General features: G+C 63.7%; 12 protein-coding genes. 6 read left to right on the forward strand and 6 right to left on the reverse strand.

Annotated features, from left to right (window positions below):
* Positions 1-68: 68 nt before the first annotated feature.
* The 5 genes from aroG to ACB030_RS02285 form a co-directional block, all read right to left on the reverse strand.
* Complete coding sequence (gene aroG, locus ACB030_RS02265; RefSeq protein ID WP_371157691.1) at positions 69-1,124, reverse strand: 3-deoxy-7-phosphoheptulonate synthase AroG; 1,056 nt, start codon at positions 1,122-1,124, stop codon at positions 69-71.
* Between the two features lie 216 nt (positions 1,125-1,340).
* Positions 1,341-2,621, reverse strand: a complete 1,281-nt coding sequence (gene aroA / locus ACB030_RS02270) for a 3-phosphoshikimate 1-carboxyvinyltransferase (protein WP_268424088.1) — start codon at positions 2,619-2,621, stop codon at positions 1,341-1,343.
* Between the two features lie 314 nt (positions 2,622-2,935).
* The gene (gene serC / locus ACB030_RS02275; protein WP_371157693.1) at positions 2,936-4,024 is read right to left on the reverse strand and encodes a 3-phosphoserine/phosphohydroxythreonine transaminase; all 1,089 of its coding nucleotides are present in this window, start codon (positions 4,022-4,024) and stop codon (positions 2,936-2,938) included.
* A gap of 224 nt (positions 4,025-4,248) precedes the next feature.
* Positions 4,249-5,178 carry an electron transfer flavoprotein subunit alpha/FixB family protein gene (locus ACB030_RS02280; protein ID WP_371157695.1) on the reverse strand — a complete coding sequence of 310 codons (930 nt, stop codon included), beginning with the start codon at positions 5,176-5,178 and terminating at the stop codon, positions 4,249-4,251.
* A gap of 103 nt (positions 5,179-5,281) precedes the next feature.
* On the reverse strand, positions 5,282-6,034 hold the full coding sequence (locus ACB030_RS02285) for an electron transfer flavoprotein subunit beta/FixA family protein (RefSeq protein ID WP_371157697.1): 753 nt from the start codon (positions 6,032-6,034) through the stop codon (positions 5,282-5,284).
* 126 nt (positions 6,035-6,160) lie between these two features.
* Here ACB030_RS02285 and ACB030_RS02290 point away from each other — a divergent pair, with 126 nt between their 5' ends.
* The 3 genes from ACB030_RS02290 to ACB030_RS02300 all read left to right on the forward strand — a co-directional run bounded on the left by ACB030_RS02290 (position 6,161) and on the right by ACB030_RS02300 (position 9,667).
* Positions 6,161-7,816, forward strand: coding sequence for an electron transfer flavoprotein-ubiquinone oxidoreductase (locus tag ACB030_RS02290; RefSeq protein WP_371157699.1), 1,656 nt, complete (start codon positions 6,161-6,163; stop codon positions 7,814-7,816).
* A gap of 310 nt (positions 7,817-8,126) precedes the next feature.
* Positions 8,127-9,074 (forward strand): magnesium/cobalt transporter CorA, encoded by a 948-nt coding sequence (corA, locus tag ACB030_RS02295; protein ID WP_005332981.1) that lies wholly within the window; start codon positions 8,127-8,129, stop codon positions 9,072-9,074.
* Positions 9,075-9,205: 131 nt separating this feature from the next.
* The gene (locus ACB030_RS02300; protein WP_371157701.1) at positions 9,206-9,667 is read left to right on the forward strand and encodes a DUF2919 domain-containing protein; all 462 of its coding nucleotides are present in this window, start codon (positions 9,206-9,208) and stop codon (positions 9,665-9,667) included.
* 18 nt (positions 9,668-9,685) lie between these two features.
* Here the strand turns inward: ACB030_RS02300 and ACB030_RS02305 are convergent, their stop codons facing one another.
* Positions 9,686-10,438, reverse strand: a complete 753-nt coding sequence (locus tag ACB030_RS02305) for a hypothetical protein (RefSeq protein WP_371157703.1) — start codon at positions 10,436-10,438, stop codon at positions 9,686-9,688.
* Between the two features lie 262 nt (positions 10,439-10,700).
* Between ACB030_RS02305 and ACB030_RS02310 the strand changes: the two genes are divergently transcribed.
* The 3 genes from ACB030_RS02310 to ACB030_RS02320 all read left to right on the forward strand — a co-directional run bounded on the left by ACB030_RS02310 (position 10,701) and on the right by ACB030_RS02320 (position 15,072).
* The gene (locus ACB030_RS02310) at positions 10,701-11,936 is read left to right on the forward strand and encodes an MFS transporter (protein WP_371157705.1); all 1,236 of its coding nucleotides are present in this window, start codon (positions 10,701-10,703) and stop codon (positions 11,934-11,936) included.
* A 58-nt stretch (positions 11,937-11,994) separates the two neighbouring features.
* Positions 11,995-13,980 (forward strand): siderophore amonabactin TonB-dependent receptor, encoded by a 1,986-nt coding sequence (locus tag ACB030_RS02315; RefSeq protein WP_371157707.1) that lies wholly within the window; start codon positions 11,995-11,997, stop codon positions 13,978-13,980.
* Positions 13,981-14,055: 75 nt separating this feature from the next.
* Positions 14,056-15,072, forward strand: coding sequence for an amonabactin ABC transporter permease subunit 2 (locus ACB030_RS02320; RefSeq protein ID WP_042648664.1), 1,017 nt, complete (start codon positions 14,056-14,058; stop codon positions 15,070-15,072).
* Positions 15,073-15,080: the final 8 nt, after the last annotated feature.

Here is a 15,080-nt window from a genome sequence, read left to right on the forward strand (position 1 = left end):
TTGAGCCAACAAAAAGCGCGACCCAGGTCGCGCTTTTTTATTGTCGTGAGCGGGGCATCCCCCCGGCCTCAGAGGGCGTTGCGAGTGGCGACGGCGTCCGCCAGATTGCGCAGCAGCACCTCGGTATCGGCCCAGCCGATGCAGGCATCGGTGATGCTCTGACCGAAGGTGAGCTCGCACCCTTCCACCAGATCCTGGCGACCCTCCACCAGGTGGCTCTCCACCATGACACCGAACACCGCCTTGCTGCCGGCGCGCAGCTGACCGGCCACATCCTCGGCCACCAGCATCTGGTTCTTGAACTGCTTGCTGCTGTTGGCGTGGCTGAAGTCGATCATCACCTTCTGCGGCAGACCGGCCTTGTCCAGCCCCTTCACCACCTCATCCACGTGGGCGGCGCTGTAGTTCGGCTCGCGGCCGCCGCGCAATATGATGTGACAATCCGGGTTGCCGGCGGTCGAGACGATGGCGGAGTGGCCGTACTTGGTGACCGACAGGAAGTGGTGCGGGGCGCTGGCGGCGCCGATGGCATCGATGGCCACCTTGATGGTGCCGTCTGTGCCGTTCTTGAAGCCCACCGGGCAGGAGAGACCCGAGGCCAGCTCGCGGTGCACCTGGGATTCGGTGGTGCGGGCACCGATGGCGCCCCAGCTCATCAGATCCGCCACGTATTGCGGGGTGATCATGTCGAGGAACTCGGAGGCGGTCGGCAGCCCCATGTCGTTGAGATCCAGCAAGAGCTTGCGACCCAGGCGCAGGCCGTCGTTGATCTGGCAGCTGTTGTCGAGGTAGGGGTCGTTGATCAGCCCCTTCCAGCCGACCGTGGTGCGCGGCTTCTCGAAGTAGACCCGCATCACGATTTCCAGCTGTCCCTTGAGCTCGTCGCGCAGGGTCTTGAGGCGCTTGCCGTACTCCAGGGCGGCGACCGGATCGTGGATGGAGCAGGGACCTATCACCACCAGCAGGCGCTGATCGTCACCGGCCAGGATGTTGTGGATGGCCTGACGGGATTCAAACACGGTATTTGATGCGATCTCGGTCGCCGGAAACTTCTCAAGCACCGCAACCGGGGGCAATAACTCTTTGATTTCACTGATACGAACGTCGTCGGTTTGATGCTGCATGACCAAGTTTCCTGCTAAATGACTGCGATGAAGAAACTTCAATCTAGCCCGCGACCGGGACGGTGTAAATAGAAAATTACATTCTTGGGCAAGGAATTTTATCGGTGCACCTTGCAAGTTTTAATAATACTGCTAAAGGGCGTTGAGCAATCGAGAGGAGAAGAGGGGAAGGAGAAGCAGAAACAAACGGGCCCGCACAAGGCGGGCCCGACGGACTTAAGCCTGGCTGATGCTGGCCAGCTTGGTGAAGTAGTCCGGGAAGGTCTTGGAGGTGCAACCCGGATCATTGATGGTGACCGCGGTATCGGACAGCGCTACCAGGGAGAAGCACATGGCGATGCGGTGATCGTTGTAAGTATCGATCTCGGCGTGCTTGAGCTGCTCCGGCGGGGTGACGGCGATGAAGTCGTGCCCCTCCTCCACTTCCACGCCCAGCTTGCGCAGCTCGGTGGCCATGGCGTGCAGGCGATCCGTCTCCTTCACCCGCCAGTTATGGATGTTGCGAATGGCGGTGGGCCCCTTCGCAAACAGCGCCGCCACGGCGATGGTCATGGCCGCATCCGGGATGTGGTTCATGTCCATGTCGACGCCGTGCAGGGGGGCCTGCTCGGCCTCGATGAAGTCGTCGCCCCAGGTGATGCGGGCGCCCATCTTCTCCAGCACGTCGGCGAAGTGGATGTCCCCCTGGATGCTGTGCTTGCCGATGCCGGTGACCCGCACCTTGCCCTTGATGGCGCCCGCCGCGAGGAAGTAGGAGGCGCTGGAGGCATCCCCTTCCACCAGGAAGTCACCGGGGCTGACATAGGTCTGGTTGCCCTTGATGTAGAACACCTTGTAGTCGTCGTGCTCGATGACCACCCCGAACTGCTTCATGATGTGCAGTGTGATGTCGATGTAGGGCTTGGAGACCAGCTCCCCCTTGATGTGGATGCGGGTGTCGCCGGCCGCCATGGGGGCCGCCATCAGGAAGGCGGTCAGGAACTGGCTGGAGACGGAGCCGTCGACGTGCACGTCGCCGCCCCACAGACCCTTGGCATCCACCACCAGGGGCGGATAGCCATCTTTTTTCAGGTACTGGATATGGGCACCCGCTTCCCGCAGGGCATCCACCAGATGACCGATGGGACGCTCTTCCATGCGCGGCTCGCCCCCCAGCATGTACTCACCGGAGCCCAGACAGAGCGCCGCACAGAGCGGGCGCATGGCGGTGCCGGCGTTGCCGAGGAAGAGGTTGACCGGTGCCGATACCGCAAAGCTGCGACCCAGGCCATGCACGGTGCACTCCGTCTTGTCGGCGGAGAGCTTGTACTTGACCCCGAGCTGGGTCAGCGCCGCCAGCATGTGGCGGATGTCATCGCTGTCGAGCAGGTTGGTCAGCCGGGTAGTGCCCCGTGCCAGGGCTGCCAACAGCAGGGCACGGTTAGAGACACTTTTGGAGCCAGGCAGATTGACCACCCCGGCCACGCTAGAAATGGGTTCCAAACGCAACGAATTCATAGACTTCCTGTACGATCTCAAGTAAATCACCTGACCGGACGTTAACAGCCCGCGCCCCGCGCGGCAAGACCGTCTGTGGCACAAAACCGGGGCAGCTGGGCTGGCGGTCAGGATCTTCTGGAAAAACAGACGCCGGGGAGTCCCCGGCGTCATTGCACCAACGGCAATACCCTGGCAGCTGTTCACGCCCTGTCGCGAGAGGTCGTCAGCAAGGTGAAGCGCAGCACAGGAACCGGAGTTGATACCCATCAATGAGGTTCCGCGCAGCACATGAGCCTTGATCACGGCGTCGCAGCCAGCGCGTGAGCCGCTGCTCAACCGTGGCGCTTGGCAAAGCCATCCATAAAGCTGACCAGCGCCTTGACCCCTTCCAGCGGCATGGCGTTGTAGAGGCTGGCACGCATGCCGCCGACGATGCGGTGCCCCTTGAGCGCCAGCAGACCGGCCGCTTCAGACTCCGCCAGGAACTGCTTGTCCAGGGCCTCATTCTTCAGCTGGAAGGGCACATTCATGCGGGAGCGGCAGGCCGCATCCACCTTGTTACCGTAGAAGCTGGAGTCGTCGAGGTAGCCGTAGAGGAAGTCTGCCTTCGCCTTGTTGCGCGCCTCCATCGCCTCCAGCCCGCCCTGCTCTTTGAGCCACTCGAACACCAGGCCGGCCAGATACCAGGCGTAGGTGGGGGGGGTGTTGAACATGGAGTCGTTCTTGGCGGTGAGCTGGTAGTCGAAGATGGACGGCACATCGGCACGGGCCTGGTTCAGCAGGTCGTCCCGCACTATGGTGATGGCCAGGCCCGACGGGCCTATGTTCTTCTGGGCACCGGCGTAGAGGATGCCGAAGCGGCTCACGTCGATGGGACGGGAGAGGATGGTGGAGGAGAGATCCGCCACCAGGGGCACATCGCCGGTGGCCGGGATGTCGAACATCTCGATGCCATCTATGGTCTCGTTCGGGCAGTAGTGCACATAGGCCGCGTCGGCGCGAAACGCCGGGGTCGGCAGCAGGTGGCTTATCCCCTGCTCGTTCTTCGCCACCCCCTGGAAGGTATGGATGTCCCCGTATTTCTGGGCCTCATCCACGGCGCTCTGGGCCCAGACGCCGGTCACCAGGTAATCCGCCCGTCGGTTGGCGCCGCCCAGCAGGTTCATGGGCACGGCAGAAAACTGGCCGCGACCGCCGCCGTGCATGAACAGCACCTTGTAGTTGTCCGGCACCGCCAGCAGATCCCGCAGATCCGCTTCGGCCTTCTCGGCGACCGCCATATAGGGCTTGCCGCGATGGGACAGCTCCATGACCGAGGCTCCCAGCCCCTGGAAATTACAAAATTCGCGCTGGGCGCGCTCCATGACTTCAACCGGCAACATGGCGGGGCCGGCGCAGAAGTTGTAAATCTGTTTGCTCATGACGCTTTCCGTGAATGGATGAGAGTGATCGATGACTTGAATGTTTTTACACGACAGGCCCCCGTGGGGGCAAAGGCTTTTTGGGATCCGGCGCAACCTTTTGCCCCAATGGCCGACGCCGCCACCATGGAAAAAGTCCTGAACGGGCCAGGGCTTGCAGAGAACAGGCATGGAAACGGGGGCGAGACAGCACGGACGGCTTTCTGCGCCCCTTTTTGGCAACTTTACAGCTTGGCGGTGAGCTCGGGCAGCAGGGTGAAGAGATCCCCCACCAACCCGTAGTCCGCCACCTGGAAGATGGGGGCCTCGGCGTCCTTGTTGATGGCGACGATCACCTTGGACTCCTTCATCCCCGCCAGATGCTGGATGGCCCCCGAGATGCCGATAGCTATGTAGAGCTCGGGGGCCACTATCTTGCCGGTCTGGCCCACCTGCAGATCGTTGGCCACAAAGCCTGCGTCCACCGCGGCCCGCGAGGCCCCCACCGCGCCCCCCAGCTTGTCGGCCAGGGCGTCAATCAGGGCAAACTGCGCCTTGGAGCCGAGCGCCCGCCCGCCCGAGACCACCACCCGCGCCGCGCCAAGCTCGGGCCGTGCGGATCGCACCGCACGCCGCTCGATGAGCCGGGTCCGGCAGGCCAGCTCGGGGACGGGAAGGTGCTCGACCCTGGCCCCAGCCCCCCCGCTTTCGGCACAAGGGAAGGCCGATGCCCGTATGCTGAGCACCTTGACGGGCGCCGCACTCGTCACCCGGGCAATGGCGTTGCCCGCATAGAGGGGGCGCAGGAAGGTATCGGGCCCCTCTATGTCCGTCACCTCGGAGATCATCTCCACCCCCAGCCTGGCCGCCACCCTCGGCAGCAGATCCTTGCCGTGGCTGCTCGCCGCCATCAGGCAGTGCTGATAGTCCCTTACCACGGGGGCCAGCAGCCGATCGATACCGTCATTGAGCCCTTCCGCCAGCATGGGGTGTTCGGCCAGCAGCACCCGGGTGACCCCCTTCAAGGAGGCCGCCTGCTCCGCCGCCTCCGCCAGCCCCTGACCCAGCAGCAGCAGGTGGACCTCGGCGCCGATCCGGGTCGCCGCCGTGACCAGACGGGCGGCGCTGTCCGCCAGCTGGCCCTGATGATGTTCGGCAATAATGAGTACGCTCATGGCTGCACCTTGATGTCGTCCGTTGATCTTCCTGTCTGTCCGCCAACGCGCCCGCTGGCGGCAACCGGCCGGCCCGCGGGATAGTCCGTGACCCTGCATGTGCTCATGGGATCACCTTGGCTTCGTTCTTGAGCCTGTCCAGCAGCTCGTCCACCGAGCCCACCCTGACACCGGCGCGCCGGGGGGTAGGCGCCATCACCCCGAGCAGCCGGGTCTGACCGGCGGGCTCGACCCCAAGGGCCGCAAAGGGGGCGCTCTCCATCGGCTTGCGCTTGGCCTTCATGATGTTGGGCAGCGAGGCGAAACGGGGTTCGTTGAGGCGCAGGTCCACCGTCACCACGGCGGGCAGCCCCATGCCGAGGGTCTCGAGACCACCGTCTATCTCGCGGGTCACCTGCAGCTCCCCCTCCACCAGCTTGATGGCGGAGGCGAAGGTGGCGAGCGGCCAGTCGCAGAGGGCCGAGAGCATCTGGCCGACCTGGTTGTTGTCAGAGTCGATGGACTGCTTGCCGAGCAGCACCAGGCCGGGCTGCTCCCGCTCGCACACCTTTTGCAGGGCGCGAGCCACGGTGAGCGGGGTCAGGGTCTCGTCGGTGACATAGTGCAGGGCCCGATCCGCCCCCAGCGCCAGGGCATGGCGCAGCTGTTCGGCCGCCGCCTCCGGGCCCAGGGTCACCACCACCAGCTCGGTGGCCACCCCGGCTTCGCGCAGCCTCACCCCCTCCTCCACCGCGATTTCACAAAACGGGTTGATGCCCATCTTCACATTGGCGAGCTCCACATCGGAGCCATCGCTCTTGACCCGGATCCTGACGTTGAAATCAACGACCCGTTTGACAGCGACCAGCAGCTTCATGGCGGTCATCCCTCGTATCGGTTGAGTGAGTCCATTTTGCACTCTCACACTTTTATGCTGACAAAATGGTTTACGTTTACGTAAACTACCAGCACTACCCTAGGCCAAGTCGAGCGCAGAGGCAAGATGGAACGCGAAGCAATGGAATTTGATGTCGTCATCGTTGGTGGCGGCCCGGCTGGCCTCAGTGCCGCCATCGCATTGAAGCAGCAGGCCCCGGATCTCTCGGTCTGCCTGCTGGAGAAGGGGGCGGAAGTGGGCGCCCATCTGCTCTCCGGCGCCCTGCTCGATCCCGTCGCCCTCAAGGAGCTGCTGCCGGCGCGCTGGCAAGAGGCGCCCCTCGGCGTACCGGTCACGGATGATCGGGTCCATCTGCTGCAAAGCGCGTCGCGCGCCCTGCAACTGCCCCGCTGGGCGGTGCCCCCGCGCATGCACAACGACGGCTGCCACATCATCAGCCTCGGCAACCTCTGCCGCTGGCTCGCCCGGGAGGCCGAGGCGCTCGGTGTCGAGATCTACCCCGGCTTCGCGGCGAGCGAACTCATAGTGGAAGGGAGCAGGATAAGAGGGGTGCTGACAGGGGAGCTGGGTCTCGACAAAGAGGGCAACCCAAAGCCGGATCACGTGCCCGGCATGGCGCTTTATGGCCGCTACACCCTGTTCGCCGAGGGGGCCCGCGGCCACCTCGGCAAACAACTTGGCGCCCTGTTCAAACTGGAGAATACCGCCCAGCCCCAGCACCAACCGCAACACTATGCCATCGGCTTCAAGGAGCTGTGGCAGGTGCCCGTCGGTCAATCCCATCCCGGCCGCGTGCTGCACGGCAGCGGCTGGCCGCTCGGGGAGCAGCGGGGCAGCAAGAGTCAGGGGGGCTTTTATCTCTATCATCTGGCGGACAATCAGGTGGCGGTGGGCCTCATCGTCGATCTCAACTACCAGAATCCCTGGCTCAGCCCCTTCGACGAGTTCCAACGCCTCAAGCACCACCCTCTCATCACCGCAACATTGCAGGGGGGGGAGCGCATCAGCTACGGAGCCCGGGCCATCACCAAGGGGGGCTGGCACTCCCTGCCCCGCATGCACTTCCCCGGCGGCCTGCTCATCGGCTGCGATGCGGGCACCCTGGATTTCTCCCGCATCAAAGGCATTCACACCGCCATGAAGTCCGGCATGCTGGCGGCCAGCACTGTCGCCATGAGCCTGCGCGGCGGCGATGAGGGCGGGCGGGATCTCGCCGAGTATGGGGATGCGCTGCAACAGAGCTGGCTGGCCCGGGAGTTGATCGCGGCCCGCAACTTCGGCGCCGCCCTGCACCGTTTCGGCCCCTGGCTAGGCGGCGCCTTCAACTGGCTGGAGCAGCGGCTGCTTTCCCGCGCCTCTCCTTTTACCCTGCTGGACAAGGAGCCGGACTATCGGCAACTGCGCCTGGCCAGCCGCTGCCAGCCCATCGACTACCCCAAGCCGGACGGGCGGCTCAGCTTTGACAAGCTCTCTTCGGTGTACCTGGCCAACACCAGCCACGACGAGGATCAGCCCTGCCACCTCAAGTTGCAGGACGATCGCATCCCGGTGGCGGTCAACCTGCCTACCTGGGCGGAGCCCGCCCAGCGTTACTGCCCGGCCGGGGTGTTCGAGATCCTGGATGGGGATACCCGGCCAAGGCTGCAGATCAACGCGGCCAACTGCATTCACTGCAAGACCTGTGACATCAAGGATCCCAGCCAAAATATCGTCTGGACCCCGCCTCAGGGGGGCTCGGGTCCCAATTACCCCAATATGTGACCAGTGCGGCCCAGATCTGAGTCTGGAAACGCCAAAGATGCCCAGTCCCGGGGAGGCAGAGCAGCGTTTTCTTTGAAGCGGTAACGGGATGTGATCAGCTGCTCCGACCTCGCCGTTTTTTTGAGCAAACAGGCTGAACCCCCGATGAATAGCCCCTGACAAGCGGGGCCCGCCCCTGTATAGTTCGCCGCATTCAGGTTGTCCATCGGCCTCGTTATGCTATTTCATGGGATCGCTTTCTGTGCGATCTAGGGCCGCATGAACCTGTGCAACCATCCCTGATTACCCACGACTTCTTAAGGGGGGACAGATGATCACCGCCTACATTCTCAATAACAAGGTGCTGGACATAGTCACGCTCGGGCCGGACGACATAGTCCCCGACAACACCGTCTGGCTGGATGCCTACAAGCCGGACACGGCGGAGCGAGAATGGTTGACGGGCCTCTTCCTGGAAGAGGTGCCCGACAAGGAAGAGCTGGACGACATCGAGGCCTCCGCCCGTTTCTACTGGGACACAGATGGTCTGCACATCCACTCCCTGTTCCCCCAGCGGATCGGCCGCGACACCAAGGGTGTCCACGTCTCCTTTACCCTGCGTAACAACCTGCTGATCAGCATTCGCGAGGATGACATCGGCCTGGTACGCCTGCTGCGCCACTACATGCGCCAGGACAGGCTGGAGGTGGAGAACGCCCTCGACATCCTGCTGGAGGTGCAGAACCTCAAGGTGGAGTACCTCTCCGACCTTATCGAAGACGGCTACAAGACCCTGGAGAACACCGCCGATCAGATCTTCGAGCCGGATCAGATCAACTCCATGCTCAAGGAGCTGATGGCCCAGGAAGAGGCCAACGGCCAGATCCGTCTCTCCCTGCACGATACCCGCCGAGCCCTGCGCTTCCTCAAACGCAGCCTGCGCCAGCGGATGACAGGAGAGCAGAACAAGTGGATCGACGAGATGCTGCACGACGTGGAGTCCCTCTTGCCCCACACCCAGTTCCTGTTCGACAAGATCAACTTCCAGCTGGAGGCCTCCATGGGGGTGACCAATCTGGAGCAGAACAAGGTGATCAAGATCTTCTCGGTGGCCGCGGTGATCTTCCTGCCGCCGACGCTTATCGCCAGCATCTACGGCATGAACTTCGGCCGCATGCCGGAGCTCGCCTGGGAGTACGGCTATCAGATGTCGCTGGTGCTGATGGTGATGTCGTCGCTCGGCACCGGTCTCTTCTTCAAGCGAAAGGGCTGGCTGTAACGCCATCCGGCGTCAGACAGGCTGAACAGAGATGGGGGGGCATGGCCCCCCGATTCATTCCCCCGCCTTGCAAAGGGCAGCCCCCCGCCCCATATCCCCTGCATCAATAGCTCAACCCCGGAACGGGCCTTATGACCCTCTACCCCGAACATCGCTATGACGATCACGGCCAGCTGCGCCCGCCGCTCTGGTTCTGGCCCATCGCCCTCTTGCTGACCCGCTCGGTCTGGCTGTTTCTGATGGCCGGCGTCACCCGGGAGAGCGGCAGCGCCATCCTGACCCTCTTCTACCCGGACAAGATGAGCCTCTATCTCGGCCTGCTGACGGACGTGCCCGCCATGCTGGCGCTGCTCGCCTGCGGCGGCACCTATCAGCAGACTAACAGCCTGCGCGCCTGGCTCAGACGCCACAGCCGGGGCCTGCTGCTCTGCTCCACCGCGAGCGGTCTGCTGATGCAGCTGCACAGCCTCAATCTGCAGGCGTGGTCGTTCAGCTGGCCCACCGCCCTGGTGCTGGTCGCCAGCCTCTGGGCGCTCTGGTATCTGCTCAAGAGCCGCCAGCTGCGGGACTACACCCGGGATCAACCCCATTAATGACCACCCTCGTCCGCCTCATTGACGGGTGACCCGGATCTGCAGGGTCTGGCGTTCACTGCCGCTCGCCACCCCGACCCGTGACGGATTGGAGAGTGCGGCCCCCTGACCCTCCTGGCTGGTGGAGAGCTCCCCCACCGTCAGCCACTGACCCGGGGCGCCGCTCACCTCGGTGGCGCTCTGCCCGGTCTTGATGTCGCCCCGCTCAAGCCTGGCCTGCTCGCTACTGAGCGCAATCTGCACCCTGTCCCCGATCAGGGTGGCGGTGGCGTAGAGGCCGCTTATCAGCGGCATCATGGCCACCACCCGGCCTCCCTGCCAGCGGTAGAAGGTGACCGGCTGATAGGAGCCCATCTGCAGCAGCACGGGCCGCCCCGACAGGCCGCGCACCTGCCAGTTGTCCTGCTGGGTGCGCTGGTAATCCTCGGCGCCCCCCTCCAGCAGCCACTGCCGTTTGGCGTTGTCATTGCCGACATCTATCCCCGCTTGCCGGCTGCTTGACGCCCCCGCCACCCGCCACTCGATGAGCAGGCTCTGGGGCGGCTGGTTGAGCTTATCCAGCACCTTCTCGGCCTCCTGCAACTGGGCGGGCGTCCCGCTCAGCACCAGCTGGTTGCCCATGGCACTGACCCCAAGCTCGGGGTATAGCTCCTTGAGGGTCTGCACCGTCCCCTCTGCCTCAAACACCGGGATGACCTTCACCTCGGCCCGCAGGGGCAACGCCCAGAGTCCGCTGCACCCGAGCACCCAACACCATAGCCAACGTCTCATCGTCGCCTCCACATCAGATTCTTTCCCATCGCCTCTCTTGCATCACCTTGCCATCATGGGCCATGGCGCCCCGATTGCAATGGCAAGGAGCAGCCTGCCTGACCTATGAAAGGGGCGTGGAGGCCCCCATCCGGCTAATTTTCGAGCCCAAACCAAAGACTCATTGAGAGACCACTCAATACAAATAAAAATGGTTATCATTTGTTGTCACGACAATATCCCTCGGATACAATTCGGACTCATTTTTTCGAGTCAGCCTCTGATGAAGCCAGAACCTGTCGTCTCCTCCTCTGCTGCCATCCATCTGGCCCTGCTGATCAACATGCTCTCCATGGGCAGCATGATGATGGTGATGCCGCTCGGGCCCGATCTGGTGACCAGCCTCGGCATGGCCCCGGAGCAGACAGGTTACTTCAGCGGCGGCGCCACCTTGGGAGCCGCCCTGACGGGACTCCTTGCCGCCCCCTGGCTCGATCGGGTCAATCGCAAACCCGCCCTGCTGGTGCTGCTCACCTTGCGTTTTCTGCTGCTGATGGCCTGCGCCCTGGTGCAAGAGAGCCAGCAACTGCTGCTGCTCTTCATCCTGTCCGGCTGCGTGGCCGGGCCCCTTGCCGCCATCCTGATGGCTGCCGTGCTGGATCTGGTGCCCCCAAGCGATCGCGGACGCCGCCTCGCCTATGTGGGCATGGCGTTTTCACTTGCCGCCATCCTGGTGGTGCCCGTCGCCCTGGTGCTGGCCCAGTGGCTCGGCTGGCAGAGCCCCTTCCTGCTGTTTGGTGCGAGCGGCCTGCTGCTGGCCCTGATCTGCACCCGGCTGCTGCCTTCGTTGCCGGTCAGCCGCGCCCCGCAGGGCCAGGGGCTGCGCCAGTTGCTGGGCTCACCGCTCTGTCAGGGAGCCCTGTGCATCCTCTGTCTGCAGATGTTCGGCCACTTCCTGCTGATCCCGCACTTTGCGAACTACTTCCAGTTCAACCTCGGTTTCCCGCGCCAGCAGATCGCCGCCCTCTATCTGTGCGGCGGCCTCGCCAGCATGGCCACCATGCGCCTGTGCGGCGGCTGGATAGACCAGGGCCGCGCCCAGGGCGCCATCTTGCTCACCAGCCTGCTGCTGGCCCTGGTCACCCTGCTCGGCTTCGCCCTGCCGGTCGGCCTGCCCGTCTACCTGCTGTTCACCCTCTTCATGGCCCTGAGCTCGGCCCGCGCCAGCACCACCCTCGCGGTCACCGCTGCGATTCCGGCCCCCCATCAGCGCGCCGCCTTCATGTCCTTCCAGGGCACTGTCACCAATGTGGCGGCGGGCCTCGGCAGCCTGATCTCCGCCAGATACCTGGTCTCCGACGAGGGAGGCGCATTGCACGGTTTCTCCACCCTTGCCTGGATCAACATCGGCTGCGGCCTCCTGGCCTGCACCGGCGTCTGGTTCCTCATCCGGGGACTGGAGCGGACAAGAGATAACAATAATCCTGCCTCTGGTACTGCCAGACAAGGAAGTCAGTGAGCATTTGGGCCCACCGCGCCCTACCCCATAACCTCTGTTTATTCATGGAGTTTTGACAATGCAGTTGCAGCATGGCGTATTTCGTTTGAACCCGATTTTGCTCTCCCTCGGCCTGCTGGCCATACCGGGCCTGGCCCAGGCAGAGTCGGTCAAGGCCAACGAGACCATGGTGGTCACCGCCACCCAGACCAAGCACACCGAGCTGTCCGCCCCGGCCAGCGTCTCGGTGGTGACCCGTGCCGATCTGGACAAGATGAACGTCAACAACATCGGCGATGCCCTCAAGCACGTGCCGGGCGTCAACATCGTCTCCACCAACCCCACCGGCCGCAACGAGATCAAGATCCGCGGCATGGGGGGTGACTACACCCTGCTGCTGATCAACGGCAAGCGGGTCAACGCCCGCGAGACCCTGGGCAGCGCCTACGGCAACGACTTCGACTTGAGCTCCATCCCCATGGCCGCCATCGAGCGCATCGAGGTGATCCGTGGTCCCGTCTCCTCCCTGTACGGGGCCGATGCCCTGGGGGGCGTAGTCAACGTGATCCTGCGCCAGGCCAAGGAGAAGACCGAGGCCGCCGTCGGCTACACCCACAGCATGCCCACCAAGGGTGATGGCGGCGATGCCAACCAGGGCAGCGCTTATGTTTCCGGCGCCCTGATCGACAACAAGCTGCTGGGCAACGTAGTGGTCGAAGGCTATCAGCGTGACCACTGGAGAAGTGAGCAGAGCAACAACCCGAGCGCCGATGCCCTGGAGAAACGTGAAGTGGTCAACGTGCTGACCGGCCTGAAGTGGCTGGTGGCGGACAACCAGGACATCGACTTCGATCTGGGCTACAACCAGAACGACATGGACAGCTATTTCAACAACGTCCCCCTTCCTCCTAATTCCCCAGGTCCTCTCACTGCCCACAACATCCAGAACCTGGATCGCCTGAGCCTGGGGCTGACCCACAACGGCCGTTGGGAACATTTCGACAGCCGAGCTCGTTACTACTTCGAGCAGACTGATCTGATGGATGACTCCCAGCTCAATGGTGGCGCCGCCGACATCACCCAGACCAACAATACTGTGGACGGTCAGGTCAGCGGTTACCTGGGTGATCACCTGCTCACCTCCGGTGCCGAGCTGCGCAAGACCGAGCTGGAACACAGCCGTAGCATTACCAACGGCAGCGTGGATGCGTCCCAGAGCGCCGTCTATCTGCAGGACGAGTTCGGCTTCGGCGATCTGGCCCTGACCCTCTCCGGTCGTCTGGATCACCACGAGACCTATGGCAACGAGTTCAGCCCCCGTGCCTACGCCCTCTACACCCTGACCGACGAGTGGGTGATCAAGGGTGGCGCCGGCAAGGCGTTCAAGGCACCGACCCTGGCCCAGTCCAGCGAAGGCTTCTCCACCACCGCCTGCCGTGGTCGCTGCCAGGTCATCGGCAACCCGGATCTGAAACCGGAAACCGCCGTCAGCTATGAGTTGGGTACCGCCTACGAGGCCGCGCGCTTCGGCGCCGGGGTGACCGGCTTCCACAACGAGATCGAGGATCTGATCCAGAGCGATCAATGGCGCCCTGCTGCAGGTTATATGCCTTCAGTTATGACCTACCACAATATTAAGAAGGCCCGCATCAAGGGTCTGGAGTTGACCGGCTGGGTCGACGTGCTGGACAACGTCAAGCTGACCGGTAACTTCACCCTGCTGGACTCCGAAGACAAGAGTAACGGCCAGGATCTGACCAAGACCCCGGATCACACCGGCAACCTGGGCCTGGACTGGCAGGCAAGCGACGTGGTCAGTGCCAATCTGGCCTGGCAATATGTCGGCAGCCAGGTCATCACGGTCCCGGCCCGCAACGCCCAGGCGTTCACCTCCAAGCACTACCAGACCCTGGACGTGAATACCAACTGGGCCGTCACCCCTGCGCTGGACTTCAAGCTCGGCATCACCAACCTCACCAACACCCAGCGTGACGAGGTGGCCACCGACGCCGAATTCATCCTGGAAGGACGCACCGTCTACGCCGGTGTCGATTACAAGCTGTAAGCTCTCCCTGCGGGAGCCCCGAGATCGGGGCTCCCTTTTTGCGTTTCTACTGCCCCGTATCAAAGGAGTTGTTGCGTGCTCAGATACCAAGCACAGCTGTTCTGGCTCGGAGTGCTGCTCCTCTTACTGCTGATTTCTCTGTCACTGGCCACAGGTGCCGGTGTCTATGGTGGCCGCGAGGTCGCCGGTTTCCTGATGGGCGATCCCGCCTTCCTGGCCGATGAAAAACTCGCCATGATAGTCAATACCCTGCGCCTGCCCCGCACCCTGGCGGCCCTGGTGGTGGGAGTCTGTCTCGCGCTCGCCGCCTCCATGCTGCAAAGCGCCACCCGCAACCCCCTGGCCGAACCCGGCCTGCTCGGGGTCAACGCCGGCGCCGTCTTCGCCCTGGTGATAGGGCTGACCTATTTCGGTGTCGAATCCGCCTACGGTTACCTGCTCTGGTCCGGCATGGGGGCCCTGCTTGGCAACCTTATCGTGCTCGGCCTCGGCCTCATGGTGGGGCGCTCCAATCCCCTCAAGCTCATCCTGGTGGGGGTCGCCCTCTCCGCCACCTTCGGCGGCCTCTCCAACTTCCTGCTGCTCTCCAACCGGGTGGTACTGGAGCAGTTCCGCTTCTGGAACTTAGGATCCCTTGCCGCCTCCAGCCTGGAGTCAGTGCTGACGGTCACCCCCTTCGCGCTGGCCGCCCTGCTGCTGACCCTGGCGCTCTGCCGCCAGCTCACCCTGATGCAGATGGGGGACAACCAGGCCCAGGCGCTGGGCATCCGGCCGACCCGGGTGCGCATCGGCGTGCTGCTGGCCGCCACCCTGTTCACCGCCTGCGCCATCGCCATCGCCGGGCCCATCGGCTTCGTCGGCTTCCTGGCCGCCTACTGCGCCCGCCTGGTGGAGCCGGTGCGCCTCGCCATCCAGGTGCGCTTCTCCGCCCTGTTCGGGGTGCTGTTCCTGCTCGGTGCCGACATACTGGCGCGCTGGCTGCTGCAGCCGTTCGAGCTGCCCAACGGCGTCATTCTGGCGCTGATCGGCGCCCCCGTGCTCATCCTGGTGGTGCGCAGCGGCGGCTTCCGCTCCCTGCTGGCCGTCAAATAAGGTGCCCT

Source organism: Aeromonas sp. S16(2024) (genome assembly GCF_041403065.1).
Taxonomy (GTDB): Bacteria; Pseudomonadota; Gammaproteobacteria; order Enterobacterales; family Aeromonadaceae; genus Aeromonas.